13 protein-coding genes are annotated in these 17737 nt (G+C 57.2%); 6 read left to right on the forward strand and 7 right to left on the reverse strand.

Features of this window, described 5'->3' with window-relative positions:
* Positions 1–21: 21 nt before the first annotated feature.
* Both ACQZ5M_RS03440 and ACQZ5M_RS03445 read left to right on the forward strand, forming a co-directional pair.
* On the forward strand, positions 22–477 hold the full coding sequence (locus ACQZ5M_RS03440; protein ID WP_296014564.1) for a MaoC family dehydratase: 456 nt from the start codon (positions 22–24) through the stop codon (positions 475–477).
* Complete coding sequence (locus tag ACQZ5M_RS03445; protein WP_296085768.1) at positions 474–941, forward strand: MaoC family dehydratase; 468 nt, start codon at positions 474–476, stop codon at positions 939–941. Before ACQZ5M_RS03440 ends, ACQZ5M_RS03445 begins: the two co-directional genes overlap by 4 nt.
* Positions 942–1057: 116 nt before the next feature.
* On the opposite strand, the gene ACQZ5M_RS03450 is transcribed toward ACQZ5M_RS03445, so the two are convergent.
* From ACQZ5M_RS03450 to petA, 4 genes are all read right to left on the reverse strand, one after another.
* Positions 1058–1600 (reverse strand): adenine phosphoribosyltransferase, encoded by a 543-nt coding sequence (locus tag ACQZ5M_RS03450; protein WP_296014557.1) that lies wholly within the window; start codon positions 1598–1600, stop codon positions 1058–1060.
* A gap of 318 nt (positions 1601–1918) precedes the next feature.
* Positions 1919–2830, reverse strand: coding sequence for a cytochrome c1 (locus tag ACQZ5M_RS03455; RefSeq protein ID WP_449079186.1), 912 nt, complete (start codon positions 2828–2830; stop codon positions 1919–1921).
* Between the two features lie 21 nt (positions 2831–2851).
* The gene (locus ACQZ5M_RS03460; RefSeq protein WP_296014556.1) at positions 2852–4135 is read right to left on the reverse strand and encodes a cytochrome b; all 1284 of its coding nucleotides are present in this window, start codon (positions 4133–4135) and stop codon (positions 2852–2854) included.
* A gap of 13 nt (positions 4136–4148) precedes the next feature.
* Complete coding sequence (gene petA / locus ACQZ5M_RS03465; protein ID WP_296014554.1) at positions 4149–4727, reverse strand: ubiquinol-cytochrome c reductase iron-sulfur subunit; 579 nt, start codon at positions 4725–4727, stop codon at positions 4149–4151.
* Positions 4728–5037: 310 nt separating this feature from the next.
* Between petA and ACQZ5M_RS03470 the strand changes: the two genes are divergently transcribed.
* Together ACQZ5M_RS03470 and ACQZ5M_RS03475 are read left to right on the forward strand one after the other, a co-directional pair.
* The gene (locus ACQZ5M_RS03470) at positions 5038–5988 is read left to right on the forward strand and encodes an endonuclease/exonuclease/phosphatase family protein (RefSeq protein WP_296097466.1); all 951 of its coding nucleotides are present in this window, start codon (positions 5038–5040) and stop codon (positions 5986–5988) included.
* Between the two features lie 363 nt (positions 5989–6351).
* On the forward strand, positions 6352–8676 hold the full coding sequence (locus tag ACQZ5M_RS03475; RefSeq protein ID WP_449079187.1) for a methyl-accepting chemotaxis protein: 2325 nt from the start codon (positions 6352–6354) through the stop codon (positions 8674–8676).
* Positions 8677–8834: 158 nt separating this feature from the next.
* On the opposite strand, the gene ACQZ5M_RS03480 is transcribed toward ACQZ5M_RS03475, so the two are convergent.
* From ACQZ5M_RS03480 to ACQZ5M_RS03490, 3 genes are all read right to left on the reverse strand, one after another.
* A complete protein-coding gene (locus ACQZ5M_RS03480; protein ID WP_449079074.1) occupies positions 8835–10697 on the reverse strand; it encodes an ABC transporter ATP-binding protein in 1863 nt (620 codons plus the stop codon).
* Between the two features lie 239 nt (positions 10698–10936).
* Positions 10937–12886 (reverse strand): methyl-accepting chemotaxis protein, encoded by a 1950-nt coding sequence (locus tag ACQZ5M_RS03485; RefSeq protein ID WP_449079075.1) that lies wholly within the window; start codon positions 12884–12886, stop codon positions 10937–10939.
* A 194-nt stretch (positions 12887–13080) separates the two neighbouring features.
* A complete protein-coding gene (locus ACQZ5M_RS03490) occupies positions 13081–14937 on the reverse strand; it encodes an ABC transporter ATP-binding protein (protein WP_296014540.1) in 1857 nt (618 codons plus the stop codon).
* A gap of 414 nt (positions 14938–15351) precedes the next feature.
* Between ACQZ5M_RS03490 and ACQZ5M_RS03495 the strand changes: the two genes are divergently transcribed.
* Together ACQZ5M_RS03495 and ACQZ5M_RS03500 are read left to right on the forward strand one after the other, a co-directional pair.
* The gene (locus tag ACQZ5M_RS03495; RefSeq protein WP_296014536.1) at positions 15352–15813 is read left to right on the forward strand and encodes a tRNA (cytidine(34)-2'-O)-methyltransferase; all 462 of its coding nucleotides are present in this window, start codon (positions 15352–15354) and stop codon (positions 15811–15813) included.
* Between the two features lie 190 nt (positions 15814–16003).
* The gene (locus ACQZ5M_RS03500) at positions 16004–17656 is read left to right on the forward strand and encodes a Na/Pi cotransporter family protein (RefSeq protein ID WP_449079076.1); all 1653 of its coding nucleotides are present in this window, start codon (positions 16004–16006) and stop codon (positions 17654–17656) included.
* The last annotated feature ends 81 nt before the right edge of the window (positions 17657–17737 follow it).

Below are 17737 nucleotides of genomic sequence, written 5' to 3' on the forward strand. Positions count from 1 at the left end.
ACGGGACGGAGGAGTAAGCTCGTGAAATACAGTTTTGAAGATTTTGCCCCCGGGCGCAGTTTTCCGCTTGGACCAAAGACGGTAACGGCGGACGAGATCGTTGAATTCGCATTGGAATTCGACCCGCAGCCGATGCATCTCTCCGAAGAGGCTGGCAAGGCCAGCATTCTGGGCGGCCTTGCCGCGTCAGGTTGGCACACATGTGGCATGCTGATGCGCATGACTGTGGATAGCTACATCGGCCATTCAAGCTCCCAGGCGGGATTGGGCGTGGATTTCGTCGAATGGAAGAAGCCTGTTCTGGCGGGAGACACGCTGAGCGGCACATCTACCGTGGTTGAGCGGCGCGTGTCGAAGTCCAGGCCCGGGCGCGGCGTTGTCAAACTTCGCCACGAACTGCAAAATCAACACGGCGACACCGTCTGCATCGTCGAATTGAACGCCATGCTGGCGACATCGACGGAGGCAACGCCATGAAGTTCATCGAGCTATACCCTGTCGGTGAGAAACTGGAGCTGGGGACGATCCATTTCTCAGCGGACTCGATCATCCGCTATGCGGAGAAGTTCGATCCTCAGCCATTTCACCTAAGCGAAGAAGGCGCCAAAAACTCCGTTTTCGAGGGCCTGTGTGCGTCCGGTTGGCAGACCAGTGCGTCATGGATGAAGTGCTTCCTCAGCTACTGGACGAAGGAAGTGAAGCGATTGACGAGCGAAGGCATCGAGCCACCGAAACTTGGCCCCTCGCCCGGCCTCACCAAGCTCAAATGGCTGCATCCGGTCTATGCTGGCGACGACATCACCTATTTCGCCACACTCCTAGCCGCCCGTCCACTGGCATCACGTCCCGGCCTGTTGTTGAACACGACGCTCAATGAAGGCGTCAATCAACGTGGAGAACTGGTGGTGACTTTCGAAAGCAAGGTGCTGGAATTCGAATAAGTTTTCGGCTCCAGATCATGTCGCGCAGCACGTTGGCAGGCGCGACATGCGCATTGAGAGAATGAACACCCTCTCGGTTTTTTTCAGACAACGAGCCTGTCCGCCCGATGACATGATTAATGCCCTGCGAACTCCACGAGCGTGCGGACTTCGACGCCAAGGTCTTCCAGCTTCTTGCGCCCGCCAAGATCGGGAAGGTCGATGACAAAGCAGGCGGATACGATTTCTGCACCCATCTGGCGCAGCAGCTTGACGGCCCCTTCCGCCGTTCCTCCGGTTGCAATTAGATCGTCCACCAGAATGACCTTCTCACCCGGTTGGACTGCATCGACATGCATCTCCATCTCGTCGACGCCATATTCGAGACTATAGGCCACGCGCACCGTCGTGTGCGGCAGCTTTCCTTTTTTACGGATCGGTACGAAGCCGGTGGAAAGCTGATGGGCCATCGCGCCGCCGAGAATGAAGCCACGGGCTTCAATACCAGCGATCTTGTCAACCTTGGTGCCCGCATAGGGCTGCACGAGCTCGTCGACGGCACGGCGAAATGCCCGAGGATTTCCGAGCAGGGTCGTGATGTCACGGAACACGATCCCAGGCTTGGGATAGTCGTTGATGGAGCGAATGGCGGCAGCAAGCTCCGAGGCGATAGTCGTCATGGCATGTCCAGTTGAAGTATCGGGTTGGAAGTTGGCGGCACCTTATCAATTTGACGTCCGTGAACCAACGAAAAAGGACTGGTGTTAGCCCGCACGTTAAATCCCGGTGACCGCCGCGCAGACGTCTTTGAATGAGTAACTGAGAGAGTAAGGAACGACAGAGAGCGGGAAGCGCCTCATCGGCCCCTCGCCTCAACGTGGGCGGCACGACACGGACAGCCATCGTTCAAGATTCACGTCATCAAGCCCTTCCGCTATTGCATAGAAAAGCCCCCACGGAAGACCGTGGGGGCCGTAAAACGCAGGTGCTCAAAGCTATCAGTGCTCTTTTCGCGAATAGACCGCCTTTTTCGTGAGATAGAGCAGCGCCGTGAAGATGAACAGGAACACGATGACCATGAACCCGGTGCGCTTGCGCTCTTCCAGGTGCGGCTCGGCAGCCCACATCAAGAATGCGGAGATGTCTCTGGAGTATTGCTCCAGAGTCTGTGGCGTGCCGTCATCATAGGTCACCTGATCGTTGCTGATAGGCTGGGCCATCTTCAACGACGTCGCGCTGGCGAAGTAAGGGTTGAAGTGCGTGCCTTCCGGCACCTTGTAGTCCGAACCATCCGGGTTCTTGATGCCAGCTGGCGGCTCCTGATACCCCGTCAGCAAGGCGTGGATATAATCCGGGCCGCCTTCCTGATAACCGCCGATAACCGGGATCATGTCGATGATGAACTGCGGGAATCCACGCTCCACGCCGCGTGCCTTGGCAAGCAGAGACATGTCCGGTGGCGCGGCACCACCGTTGGAGGCAGCAGCCGCTTCCTTGTTCGGATAGGGTGATGGGAAGTGGTCGGATGGAACGGCCTTGCGGGTGAACATCTCACCATCGGCATTCGGACCGTCCTGCACTTCATATTCCGCCGCGAAGGCCTTCACCTGATCTTCCGAATAGCCCAGGCCGGTCAACGTACGAAAGCTGACCAGATTCATCGAGTGGCACGCGGAACAGACTTCCTTGTAGATCTTCAGGCCACGCTGGAGCTGGCCCTTGTCATATTTACCGAAAGGGCCAGCGAAAGACCATTTCTCCTCATGCGGCTTGAGGATGGGGAAATGCCCGCCCGCAATCGCATGGGTCGTCTTCGAGGCCAGATCGTCGTGGGCTTCCTCTGCTGCCGATGCTGCAGTAAATCCACCGAGAGCGGCAATGAGCGCGATGCCCGATACAAGCTTCTTCATTGTCATCATTTTCTCCCGCACTCAGATCTTCACGCCGGCAGGCGTGCCGTTTGCCGCCTTGGCGTTCTTTTCAAGAACAGCCTCGGTGATCGAATTCGGAATGCGCCTTGGCGTCTCGAACAGGCCGAGAAGTGGCATGATGATGAGGAAGAAACCGAAGTAGTAGAGCGTTCCCAGCTGCGACATCGTCACGTAGAGGCCTTCCGCCGGGCGCGAGCCGAGCCAGCCGAGCATGATGGAATTGGCAACGAAGATCCAGAAGAACAGCTTGTACCAGGGACGATAGACCGCAGAGCGAACCTTGGAGGTATCGAGCCATGGCAGGAAGAACAGCACGACGATCGCGCCGAACATCACCAGAACGCCGCCGAGCTTGGAATCGATCGGACCGATATTGAAGGTGATGGCACGCAGCATGGCGTAGAATGGCAGGAAGTACCATTCCGGCACGATGTGAGCCGGCGTCTTCAACGAGTCCGCCATGATGTAGTTGTCTGGGTGGCCGAGGAAGTTCGGCATGTAGAAGACGAACCAGGCATAGGCGATCAGGAAGATCGATACGCCAAGCGCATCTTTCAGCGTTGCATAGGGCGTAAACGGAACCGTGTCCGTCTTGCTCTTGACTTCGACACCCGTCGGGTTGGTCTGGCCGGTCACATGCAGCGCCCAGATGTGCAGGATAACGACACCGGCGATCATGAAGGGAAGCAGGTAGTGAAGCGCAAAGAAGCGGTTCAGCGTCGGCTGATCAACTGCAAATCCACCGAGCAGAAACTGCTGGATCCACTCGCCGACCAGCGGGAAGGCGGTGAAGAAGCCGGTGATGACGGTCGCGCCCCAGAAGGACATCTGACCCCAAGGCAGAACGTAGCCCATGAAGCCGGTCGCCATCATCAGAAGGAAGATGACGCAACCGAGGATCCAGAGGATTTCGCGCGGCGCTTTGTAAGAGCCGTAATAGAGACCACGGGCAATATGCAGATAGACCGCGATGAAGAAGAAGGACGCGCCATTGGCATGCATGTAGCGCAGCAGCCAGCCATGGTTCACGTCGCGCATGATCTTCTCGACGGAGGTAAAGGCGACCGTCGTCTCGGCGGCATAATGCATGGCAAGCACCACGCCCGTCAGGATCTGCACGATCAGCATGACGGCAAGCATGGCACCGAAGGTGTAAGCGTAGTTCAGATTGCGCGGAACCGGATAGGCCACGAAGCTGTCATAGATCATACGCGGTAGCGGAAGGCGGGAATCGACCCATCTTTCGATGCCGGTCGATGGCTGGTAACTGGAATGACCACTCATTTCATCTGTCCCCTTATCCGATTCTGATCACGGTATCGGATGTGAATGCGAAGGTCGGAATATGCAGGTTTTCCGGCGCCGGACCTTTGCGAATGCGGCCCGCCGTATCGTAGTGCGAGCCATGGCAGGGACAGAACCACCCGCCGAAATCGCCCGCCTGACCGAGCGGAACGCAGCCTAGATGGGTACAGGAACCGATCATGACGATCCAGTTTTCCTTGCCCTGTCCGGCCGAACGATCGACGTCGGTGGCCTGTGCATCGGGTGCAAGGTTGGCGTTACGGGCGACCGGGTCCTTCAGCTGCGCCAGTTCCACGGCGTTGGCTTCCTGGATTTCCTTTTCCGTGCGGTTGCGAATGAAGATCGGCTTTCCGCGCCACTTCACGGTCAGAGACATGCCGGGTTCGACGCTGGCAACATTGACCTCGATGGACGCGAGAGCGAGCGTGGAGGCATCCGGGCGCATCTGGTCGATGAAAGGCCATGCGACGGCGGCGGCGCCGACGGCACCAGCCATACCCGTTACAAGATATAGAAAATCGCGACGGGTGGGTTCACCCGAGGCGTCATGGTCATTTACGTGCTCGCTCACCGCTACACCATCCTCTGCGCTAATTTCGTTGAAAATCGCATGAGTCCTCCCGCTCCGATTTGATCCAAGACAAACTCCATCCCCAGGGTCTCGGCCATGCTTGCGCGAAGACAAAATCGCGCTTGATATGTGTGATCGCAAAATATGCCCGACCTTGGCAAGAGGAAAGCACATAAAGCTGCCGCAATTTTGCCCCGCCCGACATTTTTTCGTCCGTTTTTCTCGGCCGACTGTCGATCCTGCAACATTGTGTGTTTGAGTGGCCCATGCTAATCGACATGCGGGAGAGCGAAGAGACGGGAATTTACGCGTGAAAGCACGGCTCACCTGCATCGCCTCGACTGCGATCATTGCGGCGCTTTTTTCCATAAGCTTCAGATATATCTATGATTTCTGGCTGCTCGCTTTCGTCACCAGCTTCCAGCTTCATATAGCGCTTCTGGCGTCGTTTGCCTCGGCAATCTGCCTTTGGGCATTGCGCTCGCGCCTGTTTGTCGCCCTTCTGGCTTGGTCACTGGTTCTCACGGCGCATGGCGTCATCATGCAACAGGATTTCTCCACAGACGGGATTTATTCGTCATCGGCCAAGCCGTTCCGGCTGTTGTCCTTCAATGTGCTGAGAGAAAACCGCAGAAGCGCCGAATCAATTGCCGATGCCATCGTCGCCTCGCAGGCGGACGTGGTCTACGTCATGGAAGCAGCGGCCCTGCGGAACGTCCTCCCCCGGCTTTCCCAGACCTATCCCTATCGTCTGGGTTGCGGCATCGCTGTCAGCGACTGCGATCTTCTGATGCTATCGAAGAGACCGCTCATCGATGGCAAGATCGGCAGCCTCAGCTACGTCAGCCAGGAACGTGCAGGCCTTGCCCATATCGACCTTGAGGGCGTAACGCTGACGCTTGCGCAGGTTCATCTGACAAAACCGTACTTCGACAAATATCATAGCGAAGAACTGAGCAAGCTTTCAGACATACTGGGCCAGATAGAGGGACCACTCATTCTCGGTGGTGATTTCAACTCCGCCAGCATCGTCCCCGATATGCGGGAGTTCATGGCGCAAACGCGCCTCGAGAAAGCGCCGTGGGAACCGGCAACATGGCCGATCCGCGCCGGACGCTTCGGCATCGCCATCGATCATATCTTCGCTCGCAAGCCAGCGACGCTGATGAGCGTCAAGCGTCTGCCAGACAATTTCGGCTCGAACCATTACGGGCTGATTGCCGACTTCATGATTGCTGCCAAGACAGTCGACGGCGACTGACACCTCACCCTATTCGAAAATCATCGACACTCAAAGTATATCGACCGAAATTTAATTATTTCCTGAAATTTACTTATCCGGGAATCGGCACAGTTCACTTTTTCTGCCCCGCCCGCACGTTCGAAAAACAGGCACAAATCCAGGCAACGTCCGTCTTACTTTTCGTCCCAAACAAGGAAAGTGAATTCCTAATCTCGTCCCACTAAAATAAAGCACGACGACCCTGCGTTTAACAATACGCAATACAATTAATTATTTTTTTAAAAATTATAAGTAATAAATACTCTGTAATATCGTCGTGTGCCTATGTGTTCAGCTTAGACGAACGTAGAAATTGTTTACCCATCCTGGGAGAGTTCTGTGCTGGTTCCAAAAACTGCAATTGCCCGAAATATGTTTGCTATTGTCGCCACCGGGGTTGCAACCACCGTAGCAACGGCAAGCATTCTGCTTTGGATGTCGTATCGCACGGTCGAGGAGCGTTCAGTTTCGGAAATGGTTGCCAATGCCCATTCCAGCGCCGAAAAAGTGCAGACCCATTTTGCCAGCATCAAGACGCTTGCCTGGAACATGCGGTCCTCGCTTTACGCAATGAAGCGTAGCGGCACGCCGAGCCGCGATGGCATGACGGCATTCATGGAACGTCTCCTTTCGGACAATACTGCATTCGGCCTCAGCACGGGTTGGGAGCCGAACGCCTTCGACGGCAAGGACGCAGATTACGTAAACAAGTCGGGCCACGATGCGACAGGTCGCTTTATTCCTTATGTCGCGCGCGTCGATGGTAAGGTCACGCTCATGCCGCTGGTCGATTACGAAAAGCCCGGCGATGGCGACTACTATCTGGTGCCGAAGTCGAACGGCAAGGACATGCTCACCGAACCTTACGACTATAAAGTCGGTGACAAGGTGGTCAACATGACCTCCTTCATGACGCCGGTGATGATTGACGGCAAGTTTGCTGGCGTCGTTGGCGTCGATAGCGCGCTCGACGCCCTGGCCAGCGAGATGGCTAAGTTGAAACCTTTGGGAGCGGGTTATGTCGCACTGCTGAGCCAGAAGGGCAATATAGTCAGCCACCCAGACAAGGCTACGTTGGGCAAGGCGCTGAAGGATTCCGGTCTGGATGCTCAGGCTTGGCAGGCTTTGATCGCCAACCCGGAAAAGCCGCTGGAGATCGCCGATAAGGATGGTACGCCCTATCTCTCGGTCGCTGTCCCGGTTCCACTTGCTGAAGGCGCCACATGGTTTACCGTCGTCAGCGTTCCGAAAGCTGTCGTCTTTGCCGAGGTCACATCGCTTGCTATAACCTCCATCATCATCATCGCGACTGCCGCCGGGCTAATGGTTGTCGTGGGCTGGTTGCTGGCAACGCGCATGCGCAAACGTCTGGACAAAGTTATCGTAGCCACCAGCGAAATCGCTCGCGGCAAAACGGATGTCGATCTCTCTCAATCAGTTCACAAGGATGAAATCGGCGAGATGGCCCGTTCGCTGGCTGTGCTGCGCGATGCGACCCTCGCCAAGACCCGCCTGGAGGCCGAGGCCGAACGTGACCGCGCAATAAGCGAAGCAGAACGTCGCGAGCGCGCCGAAGAAGCTGCCGAGCGCGAGCGTCAGACGCGTGCAGCCGTCGAAGCGCTGGCCGAAGGCCTGAACAAGCTCGCGGAAGGTGACATGACCCACAGGATCGATACCGCCTTCGCAGGCTCCCTCGATCAACTACGCCATGATTTCAACGCCGCAGTGATGAAACTCCAGGCCGCGCTGCGCTCGGTTGGCGATAACGCCAATGCGATCCGCGCCGGTTCGTCGGAAATTCGATCGGCCTCCGACGATTTGGCCAAACGTACGGAACAGCAGGCGGCCTCTGTCGAGGAAACCGCGGCAGCCTTCGAGGAAATTTCCACGACACTGCGTGATGCCACCAAACGCGCCGAAGACGCAGGCGTGCTCGTCGAGCAGACAAGGCTCGGTGCGGAGAAGTCGGGAGCAGTCGTCCAGCGTGCCGTGGACGCGATGTCCGGCATCGAGGCCTCGTCTAGAGAAATTTCCAACATCATCGGCGTCATCGATGAAATCGCCTTCCAGACGAACCTTCTTGCGTTGAACGCAGGTGTGGAAGCCGCACGTGCTGGCGAAGCAGGCAAGGGCTTTGCCGTCGTTGCCCAGGAAGTGCGCGAACTGGCGCAGCGCTCTGCCAATGCCGCCAAAGAGATCAAGGCGCTGATCACCAAGTCTGGAACCCAGGTGACATTGGGAGTGGAACTCGTTGGTGAGACCGGCAACTCCCTGCTTCAGATCATCAACCAAGTTCAGGAAATCGACCGGAACGTCACAGCGATCGTCTTGTCGTCACGCGAACAGTCGACGGCCCTGAAAGAAGTCAGCGAAGCGGTGAACAACATCGATCAGGCAACGCAGAAGAATGCTGCAATGGTGGAAGAACAGACCGCCGCAAGCCATTCGCTCGCAAGCGAGGCAGATGAGCTGAACCGGCTGATATCGCAGTTTCGGATCGAGAACACCCAGGTTTCCGAAGCAGCACGTCCGGTCGCCGCCTCAGCAACGGAACATCGCCCCATCGCCTCCGCTGCCCGCGCACTCGGCAGCCGTCTCGCCAGTGCCTTTGGCGGCGGGAGGGCCACAGCGTCCAATGCGGCAGCAAAAGAGTGGGAAGAATTCTAACATCTTCAAAACAGAGCAGCAGGGCGGGCGCTTCGAGCGACCGCCTTTTTTTTTGCTCATAAGATAGTGGCAAAGCTTGAAAGAGAATGGAAGTCATGACGCAGCGGAGCCGCATCTAACCGACGCGTCTCGGACGCCCGGGACTGGGACTCGAGATCTTACTCTCCTTCAGCATCTAGAAACCCACCCGACTGGCGCGCCCAGAGCTCCGCATAAAGCCCGCCACTTGCCACCAGTTCGCTATGGGTCCCCTGCTCCACGATCCGCCCGGCATCCATTACCACCAGCCTGTCCAGTGCCGCGATCGTTGAGAGACGATGCGCGATCGCCAGTACGGTCTTGCCCTTCATCAACTCGTCGAGGTTGGTCTGGATCGCCGCTTCCACTTCAGAATCGAGCGCGGACGTCGCCTCGTCCAGAATGAGGATCGGCGCGTCTTTCAGCATGACGCGCGCAATCGCGATACGCTGCCGCTGGCCGCCGGAGAGCTTCACGCCGCGTTCACCGACATGCGCGTCGAAGCCGCTGCGCCCACGCTGATCCTCCAGACGCGCAATGAATTCGTCCGCCTCGGCGCGTCGGGCGGCCTGCAGCAGCTCTTCCTCCGTCGCATCCATGCGACCAAACATGATATTGTCGCGAATGGAGCGGTGGAGAAGAGATGTGTCCTGCGTGACCATGCCGATATGGGCGCGAAGGGTTTCCTGCGTCACATGGGCGATATCCTGTCCATCGATCAGAATGCGTCCCTGCTCCACGTCATAGAAGCGCAAGAGGAGGTTGACGAGGGTCGATTTGCCGGCACCTGATCGACCAACGATGCCGACCTTCTCACCGGGCGCAATCGTGAGATTGAGGTGGTCGATCACCCCTTTGCCACGGCCATAGTGGAAGCTGACATTATCGAAATGGATGCTCGGCACCGTCACCTTCAACGGCTCCGCATCGGTGGCATCAACGAGACCGATCGGTTTCGAAATCAGCTCGGCGGCGTTCTGCACGGTTCCAAAATTGCGCATGATTCCGTTGAACTGCGTCATCAACCGTCCGAGCAGGAAGTTGAGCCGCAAGACGAGCGCGAGCGTGAAGGCCACCGCGCCAGAACTGATCTTGCCGGACAGCCAAAGATCGATGCAAAGTGCAGCCATAGAGGTGATCATGATGCCGGAGAGCAGCGCCATCGATGCCCTCACCCCGGTAATGAAGCGGGTGAAGGTCATGGTCGTGCGCTGAAAGATGTCGAAGCCCTGCCGCATATAGCGGTCATTGGCGTCGTCCCGACTGAACAGGCGTAGCGTCTGGATGTTGCCATAGGCATCCACCATGCGTCCATTCAGCATCGAAGCGGCTTCCGCAGTTTGCTTCGAATGATAGCGGATGCGTGGCACGAAGTAGCGTGCGAGCATGGAAAATACTCCCACCCATACCACGACGACAAGACCAAGTCGCCAGTCCAGCCCGCCGATCAGGAAGAGCATCGACACGGAATAAATGCCGACGAACCACACGCTTTCCATCAGCGACGTCACAAGATCGCCGGCCGCCTGCCCGCCGGACCACACCTTGGTAACGATACGACCGGAGAAATCGTTCTGAAAGAAGCTCAGCGATTGCCGCGCCACATGCATGTAGGATTGCCAGCGCACCAGATTATAAAAGCCCGGCGTGATGATCTGCTGATCGACGAGCGCCGTCAGCATGGTGACGACAAAGCGCACGACGGCGATCAAAAACAGCATTCCGATCAGTTCGTAGCCGTGGCTGGAGAGCAGACCGGACCATCCGTCAGCGGGTTTGACGGTGGACAGAATATCCACAAGCCGCCCGACAAACCAGAAGAGTGCTGCCTCGATTGCCGCGGTCAAACCACCAAGCACCAGCATGGCGAAGAACGGCGCCTTGGCTTGCCTAAGATAGAACCAGATGAAACCGAACGTGTCTTCCGGCGGCCTCAGATCGTCCTTGCGGGCGAAGGGTTCGATCCAGTTCTCGAAGTAGCGGAAAACTTTTGTGATGATCATATTGATTGTATAGGCGGATTCTTGAGAGGGGCAAAGAACAGCGTCAATTATATTTTGGTAATGCGGGCCACATCATCTCGGAACACGTCTGCATGAGAAGCGCGATACGGGACATACGGCGCTTCAATGAAAAAGGGCGGGAGATGTTCCCGCCCAAGATATCGGTACGAAAGATCGAAATCGATTTCGCAATGGCACGAAGCTTTACGATATGCTGCCCGTGCGAGGCAGCGCTCAGGTCAAAACTCGGTCCAGTTGTCTGGTGCTGCAGTTGCTGCTGCTGCTGCCGAACTCCTGCCCGAAAAGGCCGAGGTAAGCCGCTGGCCGAGCGCTCTCGCTGGAGAAGGCTGGCCCGGTTGACGAGGCGCCTGCGCGGGCTGCGCTACGATGCGCGTTGCCGATCCATCGTCGAGCTTGAACTGTGACAGAAGCTCCATGAGCGACGCAGCCTGCGATGCAAGACCGTAGGAGGCGGCGCTCGATTGCTCGACCATTGAGGCATTCTGCTGCGTGCCCTGATCCATCTGGTTGACGGCAGAGTTGATCTCGGAAAGGCCGGTAGACTGTTCTTTAGCTGATCCGACGACCGCCGCCACGTTTCGGTTGATCTCCTGTACTTCGGCAACGATGGTCTCAAGCGCTTGGCCGGTCTCGCCCACCAGATCCACACCGTCGCGCACCTGCACACCGGACTTGGTGATCAGAGCCTTGATTTCCTTGGCAGCACTCGCCGAGCGTTGGGCAAGCTCGCGAACCTCCTGCGCGACAACGGCAAAGCCCTTGCCTGCCTCACCAGCGCGTGCAGCTTCCACACCGGCGTTCAGGGCCAGAAGATTGGTCTGGAAGGCGATATCATCGATCACGCCGATAATATTGCTGATCTCGTTCGACGAATTTTGAATTTCCGTCATGGCGTTGACGGCTTTGCGCACAATTTGACCCGAACGCTCGGCACCGGCACGGGTTTTTGCAACCAGTTCGCCAGCCTCGCTCGCCTTGACAGCCGAGTCCTTCACCGCCGTCGTCACCTGTTCCAGCGCTGCGGCAGTTTCCTCGACCGACGCCGCCTGCTGTTCGGTTCGTCTTGCAAAATCGTCCGTGGCCGAGCGGATCTCCTTGGCACCTGCATCGATCATCCGGGCATTTTCACCGACTGAGCGAAGCGCTGCCTGCAGTTTCTCGACGGATTGATTGAAGTTGACGCGAACGCCGTCCAATTGGCCGACGAATGGTGTCTCAAGTCGGAATGTCATGTCGCCATTGGAAAGATGCGTCAGTCCGTCTGCCAAGCCGTCAACCGCAAACTTTACGGCAGCGGCTTCCTGCGCCTTCTGTTCCTCACGGGCTCGGCGTTCTTGCTCGCTCAGGTGGCGATTGGCATCGGCTTCCTTTTCAAGCCGCTCGCGCTCCAGTGCGTTTGTTCTGAACACCGAAACGGCAGTCGACATGTCGCCGATCTCGTCCGCACGCGAACCATGCGGTATTTCACGGGCCGTATCGCCAGCGGCAAGCGCTTTCATCGCATTCGTTATGTCAGTGACTGGCCGGGCGATACGGAACAACGACAGGAATGCCGCACCGATGGCGATAATGACCACCGCTACGACCGCGGCAATCGTCGTTTTCATCGCCATATCGGACGTGTCTTCCAGTGTCTGGTACGACTGTCTCGCCAGCACCTTGTTGGCAGCAATCAAAGCGTCGATGCTCTTGGTGGACATGTCCGCGGCAGGGTTCATTTTCTCTGTGCGCAGTGCGACCGCTTCGTTCAATTTGGAAGCAGCAAGAAGATTAGCAACGTCACCGCCGGTGCGCTCGTAATCGCCGACAGCCTTCGAAAGCTCCCCGAAGATGCGCTTCATTTCCGGAACCACGACCGTGGAGCCATAGGCGTCGAACGCCTTTTGCCTTGTCGCGATTGCAGCCTGGATGGACGCCGACATAGCATTGACCTCTTCGGGCGTCCGCGTACTGAGAAGAAGGGCATATTGGCGTCGGACGTCGCCAAAACTGCGGTCCATGTCGCTGATGAGAAGCGTACGCTCCATACGGTTCGCAAGTCCCGAACCCTCTCTCTCCATCACGCGCATGGAATAGATGGCCAACCCGCCCTGTATTGCCCCCACGACAATCAGTACACAGAAAAGAACGGGCAACAGCACTTTGATTTTCATATTGAATAAACGCACGATATCCCCCGATATTAGGCCGCACAGCCTCTGCGAAACATACGCACGCGATAATAAATAATATTATTAAACAAGAAGTAATTGATGAATGCCAATTTAGGGAGAGATTCCTTAAAAAATGGCCCGCGATCCTTCGAGCGCGAGCCATATACTTCGTAATACTTATTACATCAGGAAACGGTTATAAACGCTTCTTATTCCCCTGCCTCTTTCATCGCCGGCTCCTCGTCCGCGATGAAGCCGCCGGACTGGCGCTGCCACAGATCGGCATAGATGCCGCCATGGGCCACCAGTTCGGAATGCGTGCCCGCCTCAACAATCTTGCCCTTGTCGAGGATGATCAGCCGGTCCATCTCGGTCAGCGTCGAGAGCCGGTGGGCGATCGCAATCACCGTCTTGCCTTCCATCAGCGCGAACAGGTTTTCCTGGATAGCCTGTTCGACTTCCGAGTCCAGCGCCGAGGTCGCCTCATCGAGGATCAGGATTGGCGCATTCTTCAGGAACACACGCGCAATCGCGATCCGCTGACGCTGACCGCCGGAGAGCTTGACACCGCGTTCGCCGACCTGGGCATCGAGACCCTGGCGGCCATGCATATCAACCAGCGTTTCGATGAAGTCCCAGGCATTGGCGCGCTTGGCGGCAGCGATAATCTCCTCATCGCTTGCACCGGGATGACCATAGGCGATGTTGTCGCGAATGGTGCGGTGCAGAAGCGAGGTATCCTGCGTCACCACGCCGATCAGGCTGCGAAGACTGTCCTGTGACACCTTCGAAATATCCTGCCCGTCTATGGTGATCCTGCCGCCCTCCAGATCGTAGAAGCGCAACAAGAGGTTCATCAGTGTCGTCTTGCCTGCACCCGAGCGCCCAACGAGACCGACCTTTTCGCCCGCCTTGATGTCCAGCGTCAGCCCATCGATGACACCCTTGTTCTTTCCGTAGTGGAAACGGATATCGTCGAACAGGATCGCCCCCTTATGCGCGGTCAGCGTCGGCGCATTGGCAGCATCAACAATGTCATGCGGCTTGGTCATCATCGACATGCCATCATAAACCGTGCCGATGTTCTCAAATAGCGCGGTAACTTCCCACATGATCCACTGCGACATGCCGTTAACGCGCATGGCAAGGCTAATGGCAATTGCTACCGAACCCGCAGTAACTGAGCCCTGCATCCAGAAATACAGGCCAAGCCCCGCCGTCGAGAACATCACGATCGCATTGTTGATGTCGATCAGCATGTTGAAGCCGGAAATCTTGCGCATCTGGCGGTGAACGGTTCCGAGGAAGACGTCCATGCCCTCACGCGCATAGACCTCCTCGCGCCCCGCATGCGAGAACAGCTTGATGGTGGAGATGTTTGTGTAGCTGTCAACGATGCGACCCGTCATCATTGAACGCGCATCGGCCTGCTCCTGCGCCAATCGGCCGAGTTTCGGCACGAAATATGTCAGGATGCACAGATAAAGCCCGAGCCAGATCAATAGCGGGATCACCAACCGCCAGTCGGCAGCCGCTACCATGAACAGCATCGAGATGACGAAGCTGATCGCATAGACGAAAACGTCGATGATCTTCAGCGCCACTTCACGGATGGCAAGCGCCGTCTGCATAACCTTGGTCGACACGCGTCCCGCGAACTCATTGGCGAAGAAGGTCATGGAATGGCGCAGGAGATACCGATGCATCCGCCAACGCGCGATCATGCCGAAATTACCGGCCAGCGTCTGGTGCATGGTCATGGTGTGGATCGAACCCATCAATGGAAGCGCGATCAAAACCAGCGCTCCCATACCGACGAGATGCCAGCCCTCATCCGCGAAGAAGGTCTCGCGGTTGGCGGTGGACAGCCAATCGACGATGCTTCCAAGAAACTTGTACAGCATAGCCTCGGCAATCGCGATGCCCATAGACATCAGGCCAAGCAAAAGCAGCCAAGGCCATGCCGGCTTCACGTAATGCCACATGAAGGCGATCAGCGTCTTCGGCGGGGTCGACGGTGTGGACGAAGGGAATGGATCAAGTCGTTTTTCAAACCAGCCAAACATGAGGCTAAGCTCCGAATAGAATACCCCGAAAGAACATGCGCAATGGACGTAAAGCGCCAAAGCCAGAACGGGAAAACACATGGAACGTGGCCGTAACAGCCACATGACGAAATTTTAAATCGGAAAAGTGCGGGCAACCCGCAGAGAGACACCTAGGCCTGAAGCGGCACTACAAAGGCCGGGAGGCGATATCGATTGTACTGATCCATCTGAACCTCCTATGGCTGGTGTTGAAGATGAGGCCTTGTAGCTTAAAAACTGAACATTGACCAGATGGAAATGACCACAACCGCAAGATTGTGTCGCTCAAGAGCTGGGTTGTGGCGCTTGGGTGACAGGCACAATGGCCCATGGCTGTTCATAACGATTGGTCCATGCTAACGCCGACCCCTCATCCATCATAGGAACACCATCATGCCGGACATCAGGATCGCTCTTTACCAGCCCGATATTCCAGGTAACACCGGCACGATCCTGCGGCTGGCGGCCTGTCTCGGCCTTGGCGTCGATATCATCGAACCGGCAGGCTTCGATATTTCCGACCGCAACCTGAAGCGGGCGGGAATGGATTATATCGCTGCAGCGGCCCTCACCCGCCACGTCAACTGGGAACGGTTCGAGGAGTGGCGCGCCGCAACCGGCAGGCGTCTTGTGCTGGCCTCAACGAAGGCCGCGCTACCCTACACGAAGATCGACTACCGACCGGACGACATCCTGCTCTTCGGTCGCGAAAGTGCCGGCGTGCCCGACCATGTTCATGACAAGGCGGACGAGCGCGTTCTGATCCCTATGGTGGAAGGTCAGCGCTCCATCAATGTCGCCGTCTCGGTCTCGATGATCGCCGGGGAAGTTCTTCGTCAAACATTCTGGTCATAACTTTTTAGCATTTCTGAAAAGATTGTTTCAGAAAGCTCTGTACCGCTGAACTTTTCGCTCCTATGTTGGTTAGCCAACGAAAGATTTCCCTCTCGACGTCTTCTCGCCCCGCATGAACCTCATGCCGAGGAGATCCTCGCGCAAGGCTATTCTTCGATCATGACCGAAAGACGTAAAGGAGTGGCCGTTCATGGAATCCACCATCGTTATCGTCAATCTGCTTGGAGCGGTGGCGCTGCTCCTCTTCGGTCTGACGCAGGTCAAGGATGGCGTCACACGCGCCTTTGGCGTCAAGCTCAGAACCATTCTGGCAACAAGCACCAGAAATGGCCCCCGCTCATTCGTTTCCGGCTTTTTCGCCACCATCGCGCTGCAGAGTTCGACCGCCACGGCACTCACCGTTGCCTCTTTTGCCGAGCGTGATCTGATCCGCCCGCGCATGGCGCAGATCGTTCTTCTCGGCGCCAATGTCGGCACCGCCGTTACCGCCTGGATTTTCGCGACCGGCGTGGCCTGGCTATCTCCGCTTCTCATCGTTTCCGGCATTGTGCTGCGCAAGGGTAGCTCCAATGCGCGCCAGGGCGGTGGCACGGCGCTGGTCGGTGTCGGACTGATGCTGTTGTCGCTGCATCTCTTGAGTAATGCCACCGAGCCGATGCGCGCATCACCCGCACTCGGCGCCTTTATCGGTCTGCTGGACGATGCATGGCCAGTGGCGCTGATCCTTTCGGCAGCCATGGCCTTCTTTTCCTCATCCAGCCTCGCCATGGTCGTGCTGATCCTGTCGCTTGCCTCGGCTGGAATTCTTTCGACCGGCCTCATCATCGTTCTCGTCCTTGGCGCAAATCTCGGCGGCGCGATCCCGCCGGTGATCGCGACAATGAGCGGCCCTGCTGCGGCACGGCGGATCACACTCGGCAATCTGGTCATCCGCGCCATCGGCTGCGCCATCGCCATGCCGCTTGCCTCCTATGGCGCAATGGCGCTGCAACAATTGCCGCTGTCGGAAAGCATGCTGCCGGTCGATGCACATCTGATCTTCAATATTTTGCTGACCATCGTCGCCTGGCCGCTCTCCGGCTTCGTCTCCGACCTGATGGCAAAGGTCGTGCCGAGCGATGTGCAAAGCGATGATGGCCCACGCTTTCTCGACAAGGATGCGCTCGACACACCGGTCGTCGCGCTCGCCAATGCCACGCGCGAAGTTCTGGTTATCGGCGATACGATCGAGCGCATGCTGATCCGCGCCGAAAACGCGTTCAAGCACAATGATCTGGCGCCGCTTACCGAAATCGCAGCCCTTGAAAAGAAGGTGGACCAGCTGCAGCAGGAGGTGAAGATCTATCTCTCGCAGCTTGGCCGCAAAGGACTGGATGAGAACGATGCCCGCCGCTCGATCACCGTCATCGACTACGCCATCAATCTTGAGCACATGGGCGACATCATCGAGAAAGGCCTGTGCGAGCAGATCCGCAAGAAAATCCTCAACGGCTTCAAATTCTCAGATGAAGGCTACGACGAGTTGAAGACACTCTTCGACATGACCATCGAAAACCTGCGCGCTGCGCAGAGCATCTTCGTTACCGGCGATTTCGCGCTTGCAAGGCGCCTGATGGAAATCAAGATCGACATTCGTCGCCTTGAAAAGCGCTCGTCAGGCCGTCACCTCGAACGCCTGCGCGACGGCTTGATGGAAAGCCTCCAGACCAGCTCGCTGCATCTCGACATGCTGCGAGACCTGAAGCGCATCAATGCTCACATCGTCTCCGTGGCACATCCCATTCTGGACGAGAGCGGCATTCTGGGAGAGAGCCGCCTTCGCACTGCGGAGACGCGGGCGTGAGAGCCTAGCAGCGAGGTTGTTGGCGCGCTCTGCCATCTGCTCAACGCATTGCCGTCATCGTCGGGCTTGACCCGAGGATCG

Source organism: Rhizobium sp. 22-785-1, from assembly GCF_053521965.1.